General features: G+C 47.0%; 22 protein-coding genes. 7 read left to right on the plus strand and 15 right to left on the minus strand.

Annotated elements, in window-relative coordinates; genetic code table 11:
* Positions 1-42 precede the first annotated feature (42 nt).
* From G9U52_RS01965 to G9U52_RS01990, 6 genes are all read right to left on the minus strand, one after another.
* On the minus strand, positions 43-1,125 hold the full coding sequence (locus G9U52_RS01965) for an ABC transporter ATP-binding protein (protein ID WP_166145357.1): 1,083 nt from the start codon (positions 1,123-1,125) through the stop codon (positions 43-45).
* A gap of 15 nt (positions 1,126-1,140) precedes the next feature.
* Entirely contained in the window at positions 1,141-1,929 is a 789-nt protein-coding gene (locus G9U52_RS01970; RefSeq protein WP_166145360.1) for an ABC transporter permease, read from the minus strand.
* A 4-nt stretch (positions 1,930-1,933) separates the two neighbouring features.
* Positions 1,934-2,755: an ABC transporter permease gene (locus tag G9U52_RS01975; RefSeq protein WP_166145363.1), complete on the minus strand. Its 822-nt coding sequence runs from the start codon at positions 2,753-2,755 to the stop codon at positions 1,934-1,936.
* 26 nt (positions 2,756-2,781) lie between these two features.
* The gene (locus tag G9U52_RS01980; protein ID WP_166145366.1) at positions 2,782-3,714 is read right to left on the minus strand and encodes a nucleoside hydrolase; all 933 of its coding nucleotides are present in this window, start codon (positions 3,712-3,714) and stop codon (positions 2,782-2,784) included.
* 37 nt (positions 3,715-3,751) lie between these two features.
* On the minus strand, positions 3,752-4,849 hold the full coding sequence (locus G9U52_RS01985) for an ABC transporter substrate-binding protein (RefSeq protein ID WP_166145369.1): 1,098 nt from the start codon (positions 4,847-4,849) through the stop codon (positions 3,752-3,754).
* 192 nt (positions 4,850-5,041) lie between these two features.
* Positions 5,042-5,383, minus strand: coding sequence for a DUF2294 domain-containing protein (locus tag G9U52_RS01990; RefSeq protein ID WP_166146632.1), 342 nt, complete (start codon positions 5,381-5,383; stop codon positions 5,042-5,044).
* 486 nt (positions 5,384-5,869) lie between these two features.
* Between G9U52_RS01990 and serS the strand changes: the two genes are divergently transcribed.
* The gene (gene serS / locus G9U52_RS01995; protein WP_166145372.1) at positions 5,870-7,168 is read left to right on the plus strand and encodes a serine--tRNA ligase; all 1,299 of its coding nucleotides are present in this window, start codon (positions 5,870-5,872) and stop codon (positions 7,166-7,168) included.
* Positions 7,169-7,287: 119 nt separating this feature from the next.
* On the opposite strand, the gene leuD is transcribed toward serS, so the two are convergent.
* From leuD to G9U52_RS02015, 4 genes are all read right to left on the minus strand, one after another.
* Positions 7,288-7,899 (minus strand): 3-isopropylmalate dehydratase small subunit, encoded by a 612-nt coding sequence (leuD, locus tag G9U52_RS02000; RefSeq protein ID WP_166145375.1) that lies wholly within the window; start codon positions 7,897-7,899, stop codon positions 7,288-7,290.
* A 31-nt stretch (positions 7,900-7,930) separates the two neighbouring features.
* Positions 7,931-9,349: a 3-isopropylmalate dehydratase large subunit gene (gene leuC, locus G9U52_RS02005; RefSeq protein ID WP_166145378.1), complete on the minus strand. Its 1,419-nt coding sequence runs from the start codon at positions 9,347-9,349 to the stop codon at positions 7,931-7,933.
* A gap of 439 nt (positions 9,350-9,788) precedes the next feature.
* Complete coding sequence (locus G9U52_RS02010; protein WP_166145381.1) at positions 9,789-10,592, minus strand: DUF1906 domain-containing protein; 804 nt, start codon at positions 10,590-10,592, stop codon at positions 9,789-9,791.
* Complete coding sequence (locus tag G9U52_RS02015; RefSeq protein ID WP_166145384.1) at positions 10,576-11,025, minus strand: phage holin family protein; 450 nt, start codon at positions 11,023-11,025, stop codon at positions 10,576-10,578. The genes G9U52_RS02010 and G9U52_RS02015 overlap by 17 nt, the downstream gene beginning before the upstream one ends.
* A gap of 193 nt (positions 11,026-11,218) precedes the next feature.
* On the opposite strand from G9U52_RS02015, the gene G9U52_RS02020 reads away from it, so the two are divergent.
* Complete coding sequence (locus G9U52_RS02020) at positions 11,219-12,118, plus strand: LysR family transcriptional regulator (protein ID WP_166145387.1); 900 nt, start codon at positions 11,219-11,221, stop codon at positions 12,116-12,118.
* On the opposite strand, the gene G9U52_RS02025 is transcribed toward G9U52_RS02020, so the two are convergent.
* Both G9U52_RS02025 and G9U52_RS02030 read right to left on the minus strand, forming a co-directional pair.
* Entirely contained in the window at positions 12,115-12,918 is an 804-nt protein-coding gene (locus G9U52_RS02025) for a carbon-nitrogen family hydrolase (protein WP_166146634.1), read from the minus strand. The two genes, G9U52_RS02020 and G9U52_RS02025, sit on opposite strands and share 4 nt — an antisense overlap.
* A 132-nt stretch (positions 12,919-13,050) precedes the next feature.
* Positions 13,051-13,842: a class I SAM-dependent methyltransferase gene (locus tag G9U52_RS02030; RefSeq protein ID WP_166145390.1), complete on the minus strand. Its 792-nt coding sequence runs from the start codon at positions 13,840-13,842 to the stop codon at positions 13,051-13,053.
* Positions 13,843-14,139: 297 nt separating this feature from the next.
* Here G9U52_RS02030 and G9U52_RS02035 point away from each other — a divergent pair, with 297 nt between their 5' ends.
* A complete protein-coding gene (locus tag G9U52_RS02035; protein WP_166145393.1) occupies positions 14,140-15,345 on the plus strand; it encodes a pyridoxal phosphate-dependent aminotransferase in 1,206 nt (401 codons plus the stop codon).
* A gap of 127 nt (positions 15,346-15,472) precedes the next feature.
* Here the strand turns inward: G9U52_RS02035 and G9U52_RS40755 are convergent, their stop codons facing one another.
* The 3 genes from G9U52_RS40755 to G9U52_RS02050 form a co-directional block, all read right to left on the minus strand.
* Positions 15,473-15,601 (minus strand): hypothetical protein, encoded by a 129-nt coding sequence (locus tag G9U52_RS40755; RefSeq protein WP_279538529.1) that lies wholly within the window; start codon positions 15,599-15,601, stop codon positions 15,473-15,475.
* Between the two features lie 112 nt (positions 15,602-15,713).
* On the minus strand, positions 15,714-16,727 hold the full coding sequence (locus G9U52_RS02045; RefSeq protein ID WP_243767083.1) for an alcohol dehydrogenase catalytic domain-containing protein: 1,014 nt from the start codon (positions 16,725-16,727) through the stop codon (positions 15,714-15,716).
* A gap of 14 nt (positions 16,728-16,741) precedes the next feature.
* A complete protein-coding gene (locus G9U52_RS02050) occupies positions 16,742-17,893 on the minus strand; it encodes a mandelate racemase/muconate lactonizing enzyme family protein (RefSeq protein ID WP_166145399.1) in 1,152 nt (383 codons plus the stop codon).
* A gap of 117 nt (positions 17,894-18,010) precedes the next feature.
* On the opposite strand from G9U52_RS02050, the gene G9U52_RS02055 reads away from it, so the two are divergent.
* From G9U52_RS02055 to proC, 4 genes are all read left to right on the plus strand, one after another.
* Complete coding sequence (locus tag G9U52_RS02055) at positions 18,011-18,829, plus strand: IclR family transcriptional regulator (RefSeq protein ID WP_166145402.1); 819 nt, start codon at positions 18,011-18,013, stop codon at positions 18,827-18,829.
* A 342-nt stretch (positions 18,830-19,171) separates the two neighbouring features.
* Positions 19,172-20,299, plus strand: coding sequence for a glutamate 5-kinase (proB, locus tag G9U52_RS02060; protein WP_166145405.1), 1,128 nt, complete (start codon positions 19,172-19,174; stop codon positions 20,297-20,299).
* Positions 20,300-20,356: 57 nt separating this feature from the next.
* Entirely contained in the window at positions 20,357-21,634 is a 1,278-nt protein-coding gene (locus G9U52_RS02065; RefSeq protein ID WP_166145408.1) for a glutamate-5-semialdehyde dehydrogenase, read from the plus strand.
* Positions 21,635-21,724: 90 nt separating this feature from the next.
* Complete coding sequence (gene proC / locus G9U52_RS02070) at positions 21,725-22,588, plus strand: pyrroline-5-carboxylate reductase (protein WP_166145411.1); 864 nt, start codon at positions 21,725-21,727, stop codon at positions 22,586-22,588.
* Positions 22,589-22,591: the final 3 nt, after the last annotated feature.

The raw sequence follows: 22,591 nt of genomic DNA on the forward strand, positions 1-22,591 counted from the left end.
TTTGCTTCAACGTTAGTCCGAGAGACTAACGCTATTCTTTTCCTAATCCACGATAACTAATTTTTCGTCAGGGAAGGCAAGCAACACCTTTTGGCCATTGGCGTAAGGCTCTTCCATTTCCTTATTAACGGTAAACTCCCCCAGCATGGTATTAATGACATATTGGTAGCTGCGCCCAAGAAAGGTACTAAGCTTGATGACCCCGGGCACGCTATTTATCCCGCCATCACCAGCCTGCTCCGCTGCCATTTCTGCTGTTGTTGCTATACTAATATCCTCAGGGCGAATAGCGCATTTGCGCCCTGTTGAGCCCACTGTCCCTGCATGCCTCGTTAGCCGAAACTCCGTATCCGCTACCTTTAGCAAGATTTCACCGTCTTGCTCCATACGCTCCGTAAACTCAATAAAATTGCTAAACCCGATAAAGCGGGCGACAAATTCGGTCTTCGGATACTTGAATATCGTTGAGGGGCGATCCAGCTGTTCAATAACGCCGTTATTCATAATCGCAACCTGGTCCGAGATCGAAAAGCATTCCTCCTGGTCATGGGATACATAAACGGTAGTGATACCCAATTCTTGCTGAATCCGTCTAATCTCCACCCGCATATGGGTGCGCAGATTGGCATCCAAATTACTTAGCGGCTCATCAAACAGCAGCAAATCCGGTTCAATAACAAGCGCCCGGGCGATCGCTACCCGCTGCTTTTGCCCGCCTGATAATTCCTTCGGAAACCGCTTTTCAAACCCCGTTAAGCTAACGACATCCAATATTTTGCCGACCCGCTTCTTAATCTCGTCGTCCTTCACTTTCCTCAAGCGCAGACCAAATGCAACATTCTCAAAAACCGATAAATGCGGAAACAAGGCATAGCTTTGAAACACAAAGCCAAAGTTGCGTTTGCTGACGGGTACACGCGTATAATCTTTTCCATCAAAAGTGAATTTGCCATGCGTCGCTTCTAGGAAGCCGGCGATTAAGCGTAAGGTTGTCGTTTTTCCACAGCCGCTTGGACCCAGTAAGGAGATAAACTGCCCTTTATCGATATTCAAATTAAAATCCTTTAAAATATAATGCTGATGATTATAAGCAACCGACACCTTGTCCAACGCCAGTAATGTCATAAAGAACAACCTCCGTTATCGTTTTGTAAAATAGCTTAATCCCAGAAGTCTTTCAATGAAGAAAATTAATACTGTGGTTAGCAGCATCAACAGCACCGAAATGGCCGCAAGGGTCGGATCAAAATGGTTTTCCAAATATGATAACATCTGAATGGGGAACGTGCTGACTCCAGGTCCTGTCATAAAGACGGATATTTCCACATTATTAAAGGAATCCAAGAAAGCGATGATGACTGCGGCAAGGATACCTGATTTGATATTGGGTAAAACAACAATAAAAAAGGTATGAAGACGGCCTGCGCCAAGGCTTAAAGAGGCTTCCTCAATGGAGAAATCGAAATTGGACAGGCTGGAGGCAATTACGCGAATGGTAAAAGGAAGCATAATAACCGTGTGCCCTATAAACAAAGCAACCATCATTGGTAGCTGGTAGGCGATAATCAAATATTTGAGCATGGTGAAGCCCATAACGATCCCAGGAATAAGCACAGGGGAAATAAATATCGCATTCAAGGCTTCCTTCCCTTTGAAATCAAACCGGCTTAACGCGTAAGCAGCAGGAACACCCAGCAATAAAGCACATATATTGCCTACGAATGACACAAGGATCGAAACTTTAAAGGTATCCATAAACATGCTTTGTTTGAAAATATTTTCATACCATTTCAGGGAAAAGCCTTGGGGCGGAAATTTCATAATCGTGCCCGGCTCGAAGGAAGCAACCGCAATAATGAGCATGGGGCTTAAAAGCAATACATACACAAACAGGGTAAACAGGCCAAGCCCTCGATTTTTCTCCTTCATCCCGCTACCCCTTTACACTTAATTTATTGGATATTTTCGTCATAAAGCCTATGACAATCAAGGTAATTACAATCATGATCGTGGCTACGACCGATGCGGAGTACCAATCATTCAGCGTAATGGCATTTTGATACAGGAATGTCGAAATGACCCTCTTCTTGCCTCCTAATACGGATGGTGTTGTATAGGCCGTCATGCTGCCCACAAACACAAGGATGCTGCCAAGAATTAAACCCGGGATACTAAGCGGAAAAATGATTTTGCGAAAAACCGTGAGCCGCGAGGCTCCCAAGCTTTCTGCAGCTTTGACCAGATCGGCATCAATATTCTCCATAACCCCTACAAGGGAAATAATAATGAGCGGCAGGAACAGGTGGATTAAACCGATCATCATCGCAGTGGGTGTATACAAAATCTCCAAGGGCTGGCTAATTAAGCCTAGCTTGATCAAAGAAGAATTTAATAGCCCATTTTTGCCGAGTATAATAATCCAGCTAAACGACCTGACTACGGAGCTAGTCAATAGCGGAAAAATCGACAATGCGAGCAAAGCCCCTTTTTTCCTCACGCTTTGCCTGGAAATATAATAAGCAACCGGAAACCCGATTACAATACAAGTCAGCGTAGTAATGAAGCTAACCTGCATCGTGGTGAACAAAATATTCAGGAAGTATTGATCCTTCAGGAAATGCACGTAGCCGTCGAATGTAAAGCTGCCCTTTTGAAAAAAGGTAGTCCCCATCGTCATGATAATCGGAACGAGCATAAATACAACCAGGAATAATAAGCCTGGTATCATAAGCAGGTATATATATTTCTTTTTCATACCGATTAACCCCCTTTGCCAGCTCGCTATTTAAGCAAGGTTTGCACAAACAAGTGAAGAAATGCCTCGGAGTTTACACCCACGCATACTTGGACATTAGGCTCCCGTTTCAAGCGGTTTTGAAAATCACAAATCGTTTGCCCATCACATAGCTCACTACGCGTCTCTATATCCACATAATAGGCTTGAGTCGTTACCAAATCCTTACGCAAGGCCACGCCTACCGCCAAAGGATCATGGAGCGCACACGCCTTCACCTGATTTCTTTCCCAATAACGCTTCATATAATCGGAGGTGCTCTGCAACACATAACGCCCAATCGGCGTATCCCCCAGCAAAGTGACATGCTCATCCGTAAGCAATGCTTGCCGTGTCACATCAAGCCCTACGAGCGTCAAGACAGGGAATCCGGCATGAAGAACAATCCGTGCAGCCTCCGGATCAACATACATATTGTATTCAGCCACAGGCGTCACATTGCCGAACCCTTTAACCACGCCGCCCATGACAATCACTTCCTTCACCTCATGAACCAATTGCGGACGTTTGGCAAGTGCCAAAGCGAGATTAGTCAGGGGTGCCGTCATCACCAGTGTCACCTCACCGGGATGCTGTAAAACCTGCTCAATAATAAAATCAGGACCAAAGCCTTCTGTCTCGGTTTTGTTTACAAGCATCGTGCTAAGCGCACCGCCAAGGCCGTCTTCTCCGTGCACTCTATGCTCGAAAAAGGTATTCCGCATCAGGGGCTTTACCGCTCCTTTAATAACGGGAATCTGCTCCTCGACACCAAGCAGCTGGAGAATTTTGCAGGTGTTTTCGGTAGCCTTATCCAATGAAACATTGCCGTTAACCGTTGTAATGCCCAATATGTCCATCTCACCGCTTTGAACGGCAAGGATGATGCCAAGGGCATCATCCACACCGGTATCCACATCGAGGATAACCTTTTTATTCATGCTCTATTCTCCCTTGTCCTGATCCTTGTCACCAAGCTTATTGGGCTAGCTCGCGGTTAAAGCGCTCTGTCCATTTTTTTAGGTTATCATTGACGAATTTAACGTCCAGCTTGCGCAGCTTGTTGATCGTGTCAGCACCATAGGTAAGGCCTTGGGCTTCTTCATCGGTCAATTTAACTTCTTTATTGGTAGGCGAAGTAATTTTGGCTTTGGCTGTTTTTTCTTGAACTTCCTTGCTTAAATACCAGTTGATCAGCTCTTCGGCAAGCTGTTTATTTTTGGAGCCCTTCACGACATTAATCGTGTTCATTACGGCATACCCACCTTCGGTTGGCGTAACAAATTTGGCATCCGGCACACCTGCTTGCAAATCCTTAAAGTAGCTGTCCATAAACGGACCGGCAGCAATTTCCCCTTGGGCAAACATCGTCACGAAATCAGCCGTTTTTCCGTAATATTTCACGACGGATGGATTTAACTCTTTTAATTTGGCAAAGGCTTGGTCTTCATTAAAGGTAGTATTGCCCGCAATAAGTGAAGCTGCGTCGAGGATCATTGGCCCACTGGTTGTTGTAATACCTGGCAAAGTCAGCTTTTTTGCCAATTCTGGACTCCATAAGTCCTTCCAAGATTTGATTTCTGTCTTCACCAGCTTCGGATTGTAAGCAATACCCAATTGGTTAACCGTGTAGGCAGGACCATAATCCGCACCCAGTGGTGCTTTGGCAATATCATAAAGCTGGTCGACATTCGGAATACGTGCGCGGTCAATCTTGTCGATCACCCCGGCATCAATCCCCTGTTGGGTGAAATAATCGGAAAGGAAAAGGACATCTACCGAGGAGCTGCCTTGCTGAACCTTATTTAATCGCTCAGCATTATTGCCGATTTCGAATACCACTTTTACATTAAATTTCTTTTCAAAAGGCACAATAACTTCCTTGTTGCTAAAATCATCATTTGCCCATGTCGACACCACTAATTTGGTAGGCTCGCCACTTGCTGCCGGCGCGGTAGATGGTGCAGAAGCTGCTGGAGCTCCGCTATTTGCTTTGCTATCCGTACCACATCCTGCTAAAGCTAATGCTACAAACGTTAATGAAAGTGCGCTGCTAATCGTTTTTTTATTCATCATTTCATTCTCACCTATCCCTTTTTTTGTGTATTGGGCCTAGCTATAAAATAAAAAGAAAAGCATCCCTGATAGAAAAAAAGCTTCTAACAAGAATACTTTTCTTTGTAAACAAAGGAAAGTTATATTTGTTGTCAATCTGTATGGCTTACTCTTAAGATAGATCAAAAGAGCTCGTCCACATTTACGTTACTATTATTGCCTAACGATAATATTTGTAATCGCCCATTGAGTCTGAGGATCATAATCTCTTAATACGGTCTCCATATCCAGCCCTAGCTCTTCTTCCAGCCGCTCTTTTATTTTCTTCTTATAGATCGAAGACATATAAAAATCGACTTCATATTTGAGATTAGGAGCTTCCCCTTCCAATGCTGTAGAACGGGGAGAGCGTCGATGCCTGGCCATAAAGGTAATTAAATTATGGTCGAAGGTAACCTTCAACAATGTCGTTCCAAATCCGAACAATTCCTTAGAAATATCATTATAAATGTGGCATAATTGTTTCTTGCCTTCATTAGAATCTAGCAAAAGTATGGGATCACCTTCTACAATGATTATCAATCATTTCAATTGATTGTCAACTAAATTAACATGTAATAAGTTGTTACAATTGTGTAATGTAATATTACATTAAGACTAGCCATTTATCAAGTGAACTTTCGCATTTTCCGCAAATTTTATTAGTCGATTTTGCTTTTTTTCATATTTATTTCAATAGGATTGAAAAATTTGGCTCATTTGCGTTATAATAACCTGATAATATCTTGAATAACCGAACAATGTGCCGATGATGAGATTCCAACTCGGAGGCGTTTTCGTCAAGAGTATTCGTAACCTAGCTTATTGAAGCCTACGAATCCTCCTAAGCTAACCGGACCCGCCCGTTAACGCGGAACCAGAGAAGATCGAATATCATGGAGATGGATTCGATCAAATTGGGTGGCACCGCGAGAACAACGCTCCTCGTCCCATAAGGACAAGGGCGTTTTTTGCATTTTATTTTAGAAGGAGCGCGGTGTCATGTTAAATATCCAAATGATTCGGGATAACAAGGAAAAGCTTCAGTCTGTTGCTGAGCAGAAAGGAATTTACGTATCTATTGAAGAACTGCTCGTGTGGGATGACAAAAAACGCAAGCTGTTGCAGCAAATTGAGCTGCTTCGCCAGCAAAGAAATAAGCTTTCGCATGCGTTTGGCCTAATCGTGAAGTCGAAGCCTGCTTTTGACAAAACCGAAGCCGAGCATTTAAAAGCTGATGTACAGCAAATTAATAGCCGTTTAGCGCTATTGGAAAGCGAGCTCGCCGAAGCCGAACAGCCTCTACAGCAATTGATGATGCTTGTACCTAATCTCGTCTCAGCCGATACACCCACTGGCAGCTCGGATGCGGATAATGTGCTGTTGCGTACGGTTGGAGAACGCCCTCAGTTCGACTTCGAGCTTAAAGACCATATAACCTTGGGCGCGCTTCATGACATTATCGATATTCCACGCGGCGTTAAGACAGCAGGAACACGCAATTATTATTTGAAAGGCGCTGGCGTGTTGCTCCATCGCGCTGTGCAGCAGCTCGCGCTTGACCTGCTAACCGCGCAAGGGTTCACGTTACTCGAGGTTCCATTGCTAGTGCGCAGCGCCGCCTTGGTCCATACCGGATTCTTCCCACTTGGGGAGAGCCAAACGTACCACATCGTAGATGAAGATAAATGGCTTGTTGGCACCTCTGAAGTGCCACTCGTCTCCTATTATGGCAATGAAATCGTTGATGTGTCGGAGCCGATCAAGCTGGCAGCAGTTTCCACCTGCTTCCGCAACGAAATCGGTTCGGCAGGCAAAGATGTGCAAGGGCTATACCGAGTCCATCAATTTGCCAAGGTTGAGCAGGTCGTGATCTGCGAGGCTAGCCTGGAAAGATCCGAGCAGCTGCTCCAGGAAATTACGCGCAATGCTGAACAACTGCTTAGTCTTCTGGAGCTGCCCTACCAGGTTATGGCTGTTTGTACGGGTGACATGTCGCAAAAAACATACAAGCAATATGATATTGAAACCTGGATGCCTAGCCGTCAAGCTTATGGAGAAACCCATTCCTCATCAAGCCTGCTTGACTTTCAAGCTCGGCGCTCCCATATCCGCTACCGTGATGCTCAGGGAAAGCTGGCTTTCTGCCACACTTTAAACAATACAGCCGTGGCTTCCCCACGCATCCTAATCCCCTTGCTGGAAAACCATCAGCAGGAGGACGGCTCGATTCGGCTGCCAGCTGCTTTGTGGCCTTATATGAATGGACTCCAACGCTTGGTGCCTTCGGCATATCCATAAGGATGATCACCTAGCGAATGTGGCATAGACAGAAAAAGGCTGCTCGGCATCATGCTGAGCAAACCTTTTTCTTATTCCTTCACGACTCAAAGCTCTAAGTTGCTCTTGTTCCAGCTAGCTTAGTTTTTGTTGGTAGCCAATTGGGCTTCGTGTGCTTTTTCGTAAGCGGTAATTTTTGCTTCTTGCATCAGAGTCAGTCCAATATCATCCAGCCCTTGCAGCAGGAATTGACGGCGATGCTCGTCCAGGTCGAAATTAATTTCAAGACCTTGGTCATCGGTAAGCTTGTTATTTTCCAGATCAACAGTTAGCTTGTAGCCTTCGGTTGCGGTTGTACGCTTAAACAACTCATCAACCTGCTCTTCGCTTAGCTTGATCGGCAAAATGCCGTTTTTGAAGCAGTTGTTGTAAAAAATATCAGCATACGAAGGGGCAATAACTACCTTGAAGCCAAAATCCTGGATTGCCCAAGGAGCATGCTCACGTGAAGACCCGCAACCAAAGTTAGCGCGGGAAATCAAGACAGAAGCGCCTTGGTAACGCGGCTGGTTCAGCGAAAACTCAGGAATGACCTCACCCTTCGGGGTAAAACGCCATTCAAAAAACAAAAATTGCCCAAATCCTGTGCGCTCAATCCGTTTCAAAAATTGCTTCGGAATAATCGCATCTGTATCTACATTCACGCGGTCAACCGGGCCTACGAGGCCGGTGTGCTTAATAAAAGCTTCCATTTGGTTCGTCTCCTCACATCACGTAATTGAATTAGGCTTGCTGCTTCACTTTAAATTTCCAATCGCGCACATCTACGAAATGCCCTTCGATCGCAGCCGCTGCTGCCATTGCAGGCGATACCAGATGCGTACGTCCATCGCGTCCTTGACGCCCTTCAAAGTTCCGGTTGGAGGTTGATGCGCAACGTTGGCCCGGCTGAAGTACATCCGGATTCATCGCTAAGCACATGCTGCAACCAGCATCACGCCATTCAAAGCCCGCTTCAGTAAAGATTTGATCCAAGCCTTCCTGCTCTGCCTGCATCTTGACACGACCGGAGCCAGGAACAACGATAGCGGTTAATGTAGGCGAAACCTTGTAGCCTTGGGCAATCGCAGCCGCTGCGCGAAGATCCTCGATCCGGCCGTTTGTACAGGAGCCAATAAAAACATAATCAACAGCAAGCTCGGTCATTGGAGTTCCTGGTGTTAAGCCCATATATTCGATTGCTTTCTCAGCAGCTTTACGTTCATTCTCAGTTGGAAAGCTTTGTGGTTCTGGTACAAGCGCAGTTACATCCGTTCCCATACCAGGACTAGTTCCCCAGGTCACTTGCGGAATCAAGCTCTCTGCACTAAATTCAAGCACGTGGTCATATTGAGCACCATCATCTGTAGTCAATTGCTTCCAGCCCGCTACCGCTTCGTCAAAAGCAGCACCTTGTGGTACATATTGGCGTCCACGCAAATATTCGAAAGTCGTTTCGTCAGGAGCGATAAGACCAGCTCTTGCGCCTGCTTCAATCGACATATTACAAACCGTCATACGCTCTTCCATAGACAAGCCGCGAATAGCTTCGCCTGTGTACTCGATAACATAACCTGTTGCAAAATCAGTTCCGTATTGGGCAATAACGCCTAGAATCAAATCCTTTGCAGTTAAACCCGGCTTAAGCCTACCATTTATACGAATTTCCAAAGTTTTAGCTTTGGACTGCTGCAAGCATTGAGTAGCCATAACATGCTCTACTTCACTTGTACCGATACCAAATGCCAACGCACCGAAAGCACCGTGTGTAGACGTGTGGCTATCACCACAAACGATCGTTTTACCAGGATGGGTAAGACCAAGCTCAGGTCCCATAACGTGTACAACACCTTGGTCAATATTGTCCAAGTCGTACAAGGTAACGCCAAAATCTTTACAGTTTTGCGATAAAGTATCAATTTGTTGCTTGGAGATCGGATCTGTAATGTTAAAACGATCTTTCGTAGGTACATTATGATCCATTGTTGCAAAAGTCAGGTCAGGACGGCGAACCTTACGGTTGCTCAGGCGTAGCCCTTCAAATGCTTGTGGGGATGTAACCTCATGAACCAGATGCAAGTCAATATAGATAACGCTTGGCTTGCCTGCTTCCTGATGAATTACATGATTGTCCCAGATCTTTTCGAACAACGTTTTTGCCATCAGTTTCACCTCAAAGTTAAGAATAATAATGCTATTGTAGCCTTATGTATGTATACTATCATGTCTGCGTTCATTGATCCAAGATATAATAGCTATAATATTGATAGGGAAACACTATAAAGATGCAAGGGGTAGCGGGAACCGATGCCACAAAAAATCAGGGAATTGGGGATATCTTTCTTTTCTATCACGCTTAGTTTCTAAGCACCCCGCCCCTATGAATCGTTTGGATATTTTCTAATTCCGCCCAATCATAACATCGCTGCCCTTCATAACATATAATAGGCAAGCGAAGAAAGCGTAAATATGGGAGTAGAAGCAGGAGGTTACGGTATAAGTCGTGCTTTTATCTAAAATAATGAAATCCGCCTTCCGGTTCATCCGGCAGGCGGTTTTCATTAAATTTCATACCTTACCCTCAGATATTGCAAATTTACGCTTATAGCTCTATTTGTCGATCCACTCTGCCATCCAGCACGGTATTTAAGAATACCAACTCCGAGGTGGTAAGCGCCTGGTCGACGATTTTTTGCATCCAATCCCAATCCAACTGGTCTGCGTTATAGGCAGTACCCATCACTTTATAAAGCATATCCCATTGCCATGGCTCCAGCTTCATCGGCATATTGCTTTCATCTCCCTCATTTCCGATTGGCTCTGCAGCCTCGATATGCCACCAGCCCTCATTGCCATAGCCCTCATTTAAGTCCACTCCAATGCCGTTAACAACAATATCATTTTGGTATTGGTAGATATTCATCAAATCCGACTTTTTCCCACGGCTCCACGCATAGGTCTGCCAGAAGTGGCTGCATACGCCTCTTCGGCTCATCTCCTCCACCACGGCATAGGAGCCGTATACGCCCGTGCTATAACCAGGTGTTGCCTCGTTCGCGGCAGCTATATAGTCCGCAATCACGTTGAATTGGGCAGCTACAGCATCAAAATCTACAGCAAAATAAATCGTGCTGCCTACAGGCTGCCCTCTATCCATAGCAAGCTTCAAGGCTAACGCTCCATCACTCAGACCACCCTCTCGCCCTGCTAAGGAGCGATTAGCCGTTGTCTCAAACACGGAGATGATGTTCAAGCCAGCGGCTGAAATGGTTTCTGCTTCTTCCTTACTCAAGGATTTCCAGCCACTTGGCACCAGATAACGCCCTACAAAGCTGTAGCCACCTATCCGAAAAGCCGCTGCGGTTGCAGCTGTTAGTGGGGTTGCACAATCAATCCCTAGTGTCATCTTTTTTCTTCTCCTCTCCATTGCCACTTCCATTGATATTGCTTTTGCCATCAAGCTGCGCAAGCACTTTCCTTATAAAGTCCGGCAACGGTACACCGAGCACTCCCAGATTTTCCACAACCGACAAACCTTCTCTACTAATATAAAAATAGATAGCCAGCGTCCTGAATACAGGGGCAGTATTCCCCACCAACTCGTCCAATAAAACAGACAACACTAATACCATCAGAATGACACTTTTTCGAATGCCGCCCCAGAACATGACTTCACTATCCAGATTACGCTCTTTAATCGCCCCTAGAACTCCGGTAATATAATCAAATATCATACAAAAAATCAGAATCTTCAAACCAATATCCCATCCCCCCAAATATGAATTTACGATGAGGCCCACTAACGCCAATATACTGCTGAAGGTTGTCTCTCTGGTCATTTTATTCTCCCCCCTCTCCCACTTGCTGCTTTACTCTCATCATTACAATATGAAAATCTATTAATTTCAGCTTGGACGAACATGCCAAATAACCCTTATTCAGCACTAGTGAACTAAAGGTTATTTGTATATAATAAGCTTATACTTTATAGGTATCATTTATAAGGCAACGGTTGATGAAGGAGCTTCTTCCATGGAACTTAGACAACTGCAGTACGCACTTCAAATCTCGATAGACAAAAATTTTTCCAGAGCCGCAGAGAAACTACATATCGCCCAGCCATCGCTCAGCCAACAATTATCCAAGCTGGAAAAGGAAATCGGCCTGCTGTTATTTCAGCGTACTACGAACTCCGTTGAAGTCACTTATGCCGGTTCCTTATTCGTAGAAAAAGCACAAGCCATCCTCGACATGGTTGAACAGTTAAAACGTGAGATGGAGGATATCTCTCAAATGCGCAAAGGCAAGCTGGTCGTTGGCAGCCTTCCTATTACCGGAGCGCATGTGCTTCCGCTTGTACTCCCCATATTTCAGGCCAATTATCCTGAAATCGAGATTGTACTGATCGAAGAGGCTTCTGCCCATCTGGAGCAGCTAACAGCAAGTGGGCAAATCGATATCTCCTTGCTATCAATCCCGCTGCAAAATGAATCGTTAACGTACGAGCCGATTATTAAGGAAGAAATTCTGCTCGCCGTACCTCCACAGCACCGTTTTGCTTCTATGATGTCGGATGATCAGCACACGATCGATATCCATGAGCTTCGCGACGAGCCCTTTATAGCGCTCAAAAAAGGCCAGGGCTTCCGCCAAATCACCTTTGAGCTTTGTGCCAATGCAGGCTTCAAGCCTAATATTGTGTTCGAAAGCAGCAATATCGAAACCGTTCAATCACTGGTTGCAGCGGGAATGGGGATCGCTTTTGTTCCTCATATGGTATCAAGAGGCGGCTGGAGCCAGCAAGCACCTACTTATTTGTCTTTAACCCATAAGCCTACCCGCACCTTGGTTATTGCATACCGCAAAGGACGCTATTTATCCAAAGCAGTCGGAGCTTTTATGAAAACGTTTCACGACGTGCTGAAGCCTTAATATAAGCTCGGCCGGCGATCCTCAAAAACGGCAATGCGGCTGCGCACCTGCTGTACAAGCTCCAAATCGATCTGGGTGCGAATAATTTGTTCGGCTTCAGTACCTTCAGCTATGATCTCTCCCCAAGGATCTATCGCCATCGAATGTCCGAAAAATTCGGTGGTTCCGCTCGTTCCCACACGATTGCAGGACATGACGAACATCTGGTTCTCAATGGCACGCGCCATCAACAAGGTGCGCCAGTGGTGCAAGCGTGGGTTCGGCCACTCGGCAGGAACGAACAGGATTTGGGCGCCGCCCAATGCTAGCTTGCGGGACAGCTCAGGGAAACGAATGTCGTAGCATATCATCATTCCGCAAGGGATGCCATCCAGCTCGAATTGCCCGATATGGCTGCCCTCCTGCAAATATTTTTCCTCCTCCATCAGACGGAAGAGATGAATTTTGGAATACTCGGCGACTTTGATGCCTTCCCGATTGTATACATAAATCGTATTGAAAATCTGGTCTCCCTTTTTCTCGGCAATCGATCCACCAATTACATTAACTCCGTGCTCCCGCGCAAAAGAAGACAACAAAGCATGCGTACGCTCCCCGTCTACATCAGCAAGCTCGTGAATGCGATCCAATGCATACCCCGTATTCCACATCTCAGGAAACATCACCACATCCGGCTTTGCCTCTGCTTTAATGGCTTGCTCCAGCAACCCTTCCAGCACCGCATAATTAAGATCCGGCTCGCCAATCGCGATATCCATTTGTAGTAAGGCAATATTCCATTGATTAGCTTTGTTTGCCATGTCATTTGCCATGCCATTCACCATGCTTTCATTATAATAGAGTTTCGCCCTCATGAGGCAAAAGCGGGCGTTATATTGCCATCATAGTCGAAGCCGCGGCGAACTTCAATGCCTGGTCGCTTGCTTCCATGCTTATGGTTTATAGCTGATCCATACCGTCCAGCGGTCTTGCTCGATTATCGATGTTTCTGTATGGCCGACAGCAATTTGCTGCTTAATAAAGTCTACTAATAGAAGCAGCTCATCATCCGTCAAGCCGTGCAGAATCGACCGCCCCTTGCGGCTGAGCATATCGCTTCGATATTCATGGAAGGAAGTGTATGCTTTTCTCCGCTCCCACAGCTTGCGCTCTTTTATTTGGATAAACCCTGCTGCTATCAAATGCTGTCGCACCACATGCGCACGATGACGGCGGCTAACTTCTTTTTCTAAAAGCTTAGGGAATTTTTCGAACATGTAGCCCCGCAAATGGCTATCGCTTCCTGCAAGTGAGCAGTCCTCTGGCGTCCGATCCTGCACCACCAGTACACCTCCTGGCTGCAAAATCCGGCTAGCTTCCACCAAACAAGCAGACAGCTCTGCTTCCGATACATGATGAATAAGCGCACGCTCTAAAACCATCGCAGCATGACCACTTTCCAAACCAGTAAGCTTCGCATTGCCTTGTTGAAAACGGATATGGGGGAAGCCTTCACAATAAGCAGCAGCGCCGTCCAGCATAGCTTGTGAGAAATCAACACCTATCACCTCGGCAGCACCAAGCTCGACCATCGCCCGGCTATAAATGCCTCCACCACAGCCAATATCTACAACCCGTCGTCCCGTTAACGGTGCTTCTTGAGAAATAAGCTGCTTCCAATTCGGGTCCACTTCTCTTTCTGTATAAGTGGTGCTGTTCCCAGGATCGTGAAAATCAATCGTCATCTCTATTCCTCCTTTTTGCCTGCCAAGATAAATAGATTCGTCATTTTTGTTTCATCTAGTAAAATATGATATCATTAGATAAAACCATTTCTTCATTATTTTAACATGCTACGATACAAACTTAAATACCTTATATACTTAAATATGAGCATGCAAATTTGTTGATAATTTATCCATTCTCGTAAAACTTCCATTTGTCCCTGTACTTGCTTCTATACACTTATGGCTATTCATGTTACATTTAGGCTACTTAATAATCCATCTTAATCCTATACAATTACTGGAGAGTGAACATAGATGAACTTCGTAACTTCATCCAGCAAGCCCGCTTTTTCAATTCAACCTGCTGACCGCATGCAGCAGCTGCCCAAGCAATTTTTTGCTACCCTGGTACGCAGAGCCAATGAACAAATCCAAGCCGGACATGATGTTATCAATCTGGGACAAGGTAGTCCTGACCAGCCGACCCCGCCCCATATCGTAAAAGAGCTGCAGCATGCGGCTGAAAACCAGCTTTACCACCGATATCCACCCTTTAACGGTTATATGTTCCTTAAAGAAGCTATCGCTAAGCGTTATAAAGAAGATTATGATGTAGATCTAGACCCGGAGACAGAGGTCGCTATCCTTTTTGGGGGTAAAACCGGCTTGGTAGAGCTAAGCCAATGCCTGCTGAATCCGGACGATGTCTGTCTCGTTCCCGATCCCGGCTACCCCGACTATTGGTCTGGTGTCGCGCTATCGGGAGCACGCATGGCGTTTATGCCATTGCGTGAATCCAATGCCTACCTGCCCGACTACAGTGCCATATCGCAGGATGATCTTAACAAGGCCAAGCTGATGTTTATCAACTATCCTAATAATCCTACTGGTGCCTCGGCACCGGCTTCTTTTTATGAAGAAACCATCCGCTTCGCCGAGAAAAACGGCATCGTGGTTGCCAGCGATTTCGCATATGGCGCCCTTGGCTTTGATGGCCATAAGCCGGTAAGCTTTCTACAGCTGCCTGGCTCCAAGGAAGTGGGCATTGAATTTTATACCATGTCCAAAACCTATAATATGGCTGGCTGGAGAGTGGGCTTTGCACTGGGTAACCGCGAGCTGGTTCGCTTAATTAACCTGATTCAAGACCACTATTACTGCAGCCTGTTCGGCGGCATTCAATCCGCCGCCGCTGTTGCATTGACAGGTCCCCAGGATTGCGTGGCCTCTTTGCAAGCTATGTATCAAGGGCGCAGAGACACGTTGTTTAACGCGTTGGATCGGATCGGCTGGAAAGCACAACGCTCGCAGGGTTCTTTTTTCACTTGGCTGCCTGTGCCCAAAGGCCATACCTCGACTTCCTTGGCTGACCTACTGCTAGAGCAAGCCAAGATTGTAGTCGCACCCGGTATAGGCTTCGGGGAAACCGGTGAGGGCTATGTTCGTTTAGGCCTACTTGCCTCGGAGGAGAGGCTGGAGGAAGCGGTGGGGCGCATAGCGAAGCTTGGATTGTTCAACTAAAACGATGCTGATAAGGTAGAATTAAGGCCAGTGGGCCAGTGCATACCAAAAAACCTTCAATAACCACTTCATGAACTAAGCCCAGATCCAAGGCCCTTAGTTCATGAAGTGTGGATGAAGGTTTTTTTCAACTATCCGTATCGAATATATGAAGGCCTTCCCAAATTCCGCCAAGCTTGGCAAGTGCTTTGACGATGGCATTCACTTCCTTGCACACCCTTATGGAGACCGCCGTTACTTGCGCTTCGCCAAACATGTTTAAGAAATGGTATAACGTCACTCCCGCTGAGTATAAGCGCAACCATACGCCCTAAGGCTAAGAGTCATAATTGGAGCGTCATCCCACCGTCCACAACAAGACGGCTCCTTCATAAGTCCTCCATATGCAATAATATTTTGGCGATAGGTCCCGGATTGTCGAGCAGCTTCTCGAAGCAGGCGGCCCCCTCCTCCAGCTTTTCCGTTACCGTCCAAGGAAGCAAGCTCGCTTTTCCTTCACCTATCCATTTCAGTGAAAGCTCGAAATCTCTAGGCGAATAAGCAAATGCGCCTGCCGTTTGAATTTCATTGCGAATCATTTCATTAATGGGAAGCACAGCTCCCGCTTCATGAAGGCCTGTAAAAACTAGCCTGCCTCCCGGTTTAAGCGCTCGAACGCATTGCAGCCGGGTAGCCTGGATCCCGACCGCATCTACTGCTGCATCGAAGCTTCCCGGACGTACCCCATCCGGTGCTAGCGCAGAAACACCGACCCCACCTAAAGCTTTTACAGCATCCAGCCGCTCCGAATTAATATCGGTCACTACAATAGTGTTCAATCCGTAGGCTTGCGCCGCGGTTAGGATAAACAACCCAATCGGCCCGGCTCCCGTAATTAACAGCCTGACCTCCGGAGTAAGCTGAAGCAGGCGGCATACATGCAGGGCGCAAGCAAGCGGCTCGGTGAGTGCGCCTTCAGCGAAAGTAACACCCTCCGGCAAGCAGTGGACACTCCCAGCGGGTACAGCAACATATTCCGCAAAGGCGCCTGGTCGATGGGCACCAATTAGCTGCCTGCTGCCACAAAGCTGCTGCTTGCCTGTCAAGCAGTCGGTGCACAGCCCGCAGCTTATAAGCGGATTCACAGTGACCCGCTCTCCGCCTCGGAAGCCTTGCACGCGCGCTCCCACCTGTACAACGGTGCCTGAGAACTCATGCCCCATCACAAGCGGCGGCTTTCTTAATGAATTATGACCTAAATAGCCGCTTAATTCCGAGCCGCAAATTCCGGCTTTTGCCACTTGGACCAGCACTTCGTTTTCGCCTAATACCGGCAAGGGCTGCTCCCTGATGCTCATGCTTCTGGGTCCTTCATAAACCAAAGCTTTCATCTTTGTTTTCATTGATCGGTCTCCCTTCATGTGGATTGCCCTTCCCTTCGCTCCCAGCCCTGCCGAAAAAGCGGGAGCCAATTACCAGGATGATAAGGATGCTTCGCGATCTCCTCCAAATTCAATTCAACGCCAAATCCAGGACGGTCACTGACATTCAAATAGCCCTGCACTACCTTCGTATGCGGAATTAGCACATCCTCTTCCCAGGCTTCATTAAAATCGTCAAAAATTTCATGAAGAAAAAAATTCGGTGTAGCGATGTTCAAATGAGCACATACCACAGAGCATAATGGACCTTGTGCGCTATGGGGTGCGATTACTCCATTATGGGCATGCACCATTCCGCAAATTTGCTTGGACGCGGACAAGCCGAGAAATTGCGGCTCCAGCTGTATAATATGCACCGCATCATGCTTCAACAGCTCAGCGAACTGCTCACGGCAATAAAAATCTTCGCCGCAGGCAATGGGTACCGGGCTTCGCTTTGCCACTTCAACCATCGAGGATAATAGCTGTGGCGGTACCGGTGCTTCAAACCAGGTGGGTTTGAAGGGAACCATTGCTTCTGCAAATTGCAATGCAGTATGGACGCTGAAGCGGTTATGGCCTTCGATAAGCAGATCCGTATCAGGTCCTACCGCGTCCCTAACCGCAGCGATAATTTCCAGAGGAAGCGTGAACTCGGCTTTACTTAACGCTCGCCAAGCCGATCCAAAAGGATCAAATTTAAGGGCTGTGTAGCCTTTGGAGACGACTCTTTTAGCATGCTCATAAAAATTATCCGGCGTTCGTGGTCCTCTGTACCATCCGTTCGCGTAGCAGCGCAGCTTATCATGGCAGCGTCCACCCAGCAGCTTATAGACAGGCTGGTTCACAGCTTTGCCCATAATGTCCCAGCAAGCGGTTTCAATTGCCGATAAGGCAGAGCCTTGAATTTGGCCTCCATCGGAATAAAGATCCCTGAACAAGCTGAGGCTGATCGCCTCAACATCAAACGGGGACATACCTATGACCAGATGCTTCATCTCGTGAATCGCGGCTTCCACAGTTTTGGCAAAGCCATTCAGCGTGCCTTCCCCGATTCCATGCATACCTTCATCCGTATGTACCTTGGCGAATAGCCAATTTTTCCATGGATTGCCCACCAGGAACGTTTCAATTTCTGTAATGATCACTGTTATATTTAAACCTCCTTATTTCTATATTAGAAATATTGTTTCTAATTATCATGCAAGTTATAATCATAAAGGACATTTTATTACGCGTCAACAGTTTTGCTAAGGAGAGATCATATGATTCACAATAATAATCGCACCCCCACCCATCCAACGGACAAAATAGCCTCCTCTACGGTTGTAAAAGCGATGTATGTGCTGCAAGCCTTAACTGTACTGAATCGCAACCAGCCAGAAGGTGCATCTGTTAGCGAAATTTCACAGAGCTCCGGGGAAAGCCCCAGCAGTGTTTGTAAGCATTTGGCTGCGTTTCAGCAATTCGGAATGGTCGAGCAGGACAGCCAAACGGACAAATACCGGATAGGTACCTTTTCGTTGCTGCTGGCTTCAATTGTTATGGGCAGAATGGATATCCGCGAAATCGCTGCCCCTTATTTGAAACAGCTATCCGAGCAGGCCGGCGAGACTGTACATCTGGTGCTGCTTGAAGGTATCCATGTTGTATACATTGACAAGGTGGAGAGTGCCCGCACCATTCGTATGCATTCACAAATCGGCTTAAGGAATCCGCTTTATTGCACCGGTGTTGGCAAAGCAATTTTGGCCTACGCACCCGATTCCTTGGTGAAGCAGGTAAGCCATGAACCCTTCCTTCGTTTCACCGAAACGACACTTTATACGCAAGAGCTTCTATTAGAAGACCTAGCTGCCATCCGCATTAGAGGCTATGCTATCGATAATGGCGAGCACGAGGCAGATGTCCGTTGTGTAGCGGCTCCGCTTTTTAACCACAGGAACGAACCCATCGCAGCCATCAGCATCTCCGGTCCCGAGTGGCGTATGAAGGCATCCATGCTGACCGAGGCTGGACAATGGGTTCAATCCACAGCCCAGGAAATTTCCGCCAAGCTAGGTTCAACCTCCAGCCAGTTTTAATGGGGATTGCGACTTTAACGAACGCCTACTTACCTTTACAACTGCACAACCTCATGCTATGCTAGAAAAAAATAAAACGTAATGATGGGATTAGTAGAAAGCCCCCCGTGCGCAGAGAGTAAATTCCACCGGCTGCAAGAATTTACCACGAAGACTATTCGAACCTGCCCCGGAACGGCCAGCGATGAGCTGGACGGCTTTGCCTTGCTGTTAACTAAGGCCAATCGAGTTGGATGTTCATCATCAATTAAGGTGGTACCGCGGAAGTTCATACTTTCGTCCTTAGAGGACGGGGGTTTTTTGCTTTTTGTGCATACCTATTGGGAAAGAGTGATTCTTACGATGCAACAGCAAACCATTGTAGTGAAAATTGGAAGTAGCTCACTAACCTCCGATGAGGGAGGGCTGAACCGCAGCAGGATTGTTTTTTTTGCTACAGAAATTGCCGGTTTGCACCAGCGGGGATTTCAAGTGCTGCTCGTAACCTCAGGCGCTGTAGCAGCAGGCTTCCGTGAAATGGGTTATCCAAAGCGCCCCAAAAATGTCCATGAGAAGCAGGCCTCGGCAGCTGTTGGGCAAGCGTTGCTTATGCAGGCTTACCATGAAGCCTTTGCCGCCCACCACATTGGCGTTGCCCAAATCCTGCTGACGCGCTCCGACTTCTCCAATCGCAAACGGATCCATAATGCCACCATGACGATTGAGGAGCTTTTGAAGCATAAAATGATTCCGATCATCAATGAAAACGACACTGTAGCGGTGGACGAATTGAATTTAAAATTTGGTGATAACGATGCGCTCTCCGCGCTCGTTGCCAATTTGGTCAAAGCCAAGCAATTGATCATCATTACGGACACCGATGGGCTCTATACCGAAGATCCCCGGAAAAATGCCAATGCAGAGCGTATAGATCGCGTGAATGAGATCAATGAGGAAATGTTCCGCATTGCAGGCGATTCCGGTTCTTCTGTGGGTACAGGCGGGATGCGTTCCAAAATCGAAGCAGCACGGATTGCGATGCGCGGCGGTGTGCCTGTATTTGTCGGACGTGTCGTTGACGATGGTGATCTGGAGCTTGCAGCAGCCAATGCCGGCAAAGGCACCTATTTTGATACACAGGAAAACAATATGCCGATGAAGAAACAATGGCTTGGCTTCCATTCCTTGCCGTTAGGGCGAATAATGGTCGATGCTGGCGCAGAGGCAGCGCTTGTTGCCGGAGGCAGAAGCCTGTTGCCCGCAGGTGTCACTGAGGTTGAGGGTGAGTTTCATCCGGGTGATGTGGTTGAAGTTATCAACTCGAAGCGGCAAACTATCGGCCGTGGTGTTGTTAACTATATGAATTGGCAGCTAAAAGCTGTCGCTGGCTTCAGCACCGAAGAGGTCCATAAACGAATCGAAATTGCCCGAATAGAAGTCATACATCGTGATGAATGGATCACCCTTTCGGTTCACAAATTTACGCTATAATAATACGTAGATGCTAGTGCTATTCGTTATCTTCATAAACCTAAAGGAGGTTTTACTATGGAATCCATAGAGCATCAAGTAACCCTGAAGAGTGAAGTCGTACACAAAGCTACGCTTGCCAAGTTAGCTGCACCCAGCTTAAGCCTCCTATCCACGGAGCAAAAAAATACTGCGCTGCTCCTCATGGCTGACGCTCTTGTCGCCGAGACCTCCTCCATCCTTATTGCGAATGCCGAGGATCTGGGACGTGGTCGTGCAAATGGCATTAATTCTTCCTTGTTAGACCGGCTCGCCCTGAATGAACAGCGTATCATCGATATGGCAGAAGGCTTGCGCCAAGTGGTCGAGCTGCAAGATCCAATTGGGGATGTGTTGGAAACCATTGACCGTCCTAACGGTCTGCATATTGTCAAACAACGCGTGCCTATCGGAGTCATTGGTATCATCTACGAAGCCCGTCCTAACGTAACTGTTGACGCGGCAGGGCTTTGCCTTAAGAGCGGCAATGCGGTTGTGCTGCGTGGCGGCTCCTCTGCGCTATACTCCAACAGGCGTATCGTCGAGGTTTTACATGAAGCATTGTCTCGCTCCGACGTTGCCGCGGATGCCATTCAATTGATCGAGGACCCAGACCGCAGCTCCGTCGACCAAATGCTTAAGCTGAATGGCTTGCTTGATGTGCTTATTCCGCGGGGTGGGCATTCATTGATCCAAAACGTTGTGAAAAATGCCAGTGTTCCTGTCATAGAAACGGGCGCCGGGATTTGCCATACCTATGTAGATGAAAGCGCAGATTTTAAAATGGCCTTGCAAATTGCTATTAATGCCAAAGTGCAACGTCCCTCTGTATGCAATTCGATGGAAACGCTGCTGATGCATGAAAAGTTTGCGGCGCTCCATTTGGCAGCTATTGCCGAGCAATTTATTGCCAACAATGTGGAGCTACGTGGGAATGAAAAAGCGCGTGCGCTTGTTCGGTCCATCAATGAGGCGTCCGCGGAAGACTGGGATACCGAATATAATGATTATATCCTTAATATTCGGATCGTTAGCAGCTTGGACGAAGCACTCCAGCATATCCAGCAGCATAGCACCAAGCATTCCGATTGTATCGTTACTGAAAATGCAGAGCATGCTGTCCGCTTTCTCAATGAGGTGGATGCCGCTGCCGTTTACCATAATGCCTCTACCCGGTTTACCGATGGCTTTGAATTTGGCTTTGGTGCAGAAATTGGGATTAGTACCCAAAAGCTCCACGCAAGAGGACCAATGGGACTTCCTGCTCTGACCTCTACCAAATATCGGGTTAGTGGCAATGGGCAAATTCGTGGTTAATCAACGATCCCAAACAACCGATAATTCCTATGATGCACTCATTATTCGTTTGTATCGAATCCTAGATTACTAAAAAGGAGAAACCAACTGATGCTTCTATCAACAGCTCGTATTACGTTTTTAGGCGCCGGATCGATGTCCGAAGCCATTCTTCGCGGTTTAACATCGGGACCAGTGGGTAATCCACAACAAATCACAGTGTTGAACCGTTCGAATACAACACGTCTTCAGCATCTGCAAGATACCTATGGAATCAGCATTGCTGTGGAGGTGGCAGACCGTTTGCAAGCCATTTCGGATGCTGATGTCATTGTTGTGGCATTTAAACCAAAGGATGCTATTGAAGGATTGCAAGCTCTCATCTCATTGTTAAAGCCTACGCAGCTGTTAATTTCTGTTATTGCCGGCTTATCGATCCCTACTATAGAAACGATTCTTAGCACATCAGGCCAGCCCATCGTACGCACGATGCCGAATACATCCAGCTCTATAGGGCTTGGTGCTACAGGCATTAGCTTCTCCAAAACAACCACGCCTGCGCAGCAGCTGCTCGCTAAAGAGATGTTTGCTTCGACTGGTATTGTCACTGAGGTGGAAGAAGCCAAGCTTGATATTATAACCGGGCTTTCCGGAAGTGGACCCGCTTATATTTATTATATGATGGAAGCGATGATTGAAGGCGGAGTCCGCGGCGGACTTACCCCTGAAGCAGCACAGCAATTAACCGTCCAAACCGTGCTGGGGGCCGCAAGTATGATCCAACAAACAGGTGAAGCTCCTGCCGACCTTCGTCGCAAGGTGACTTCCCCTAATGGAACCACCCAAGCCGCAATTGAAATGCTTGATAACCATCAATTTGCCATTGGCGTCACCAAAGCAGTCTTACGCGCTGCGGAACGTGCAGGTGAGCTAGGTAAAACGATTAATTCCGAAGCGAAAGCAAACAAATTCTAATTA

This window comes from Paenibacillus agricola (assembly GCF_011440305.1).
GTDB lineage: Bacteria > Bacillota > Bacilli > Paenibacillales > NBRC-103111 > Paenibacillus_S > Paenibacillus_S agricola.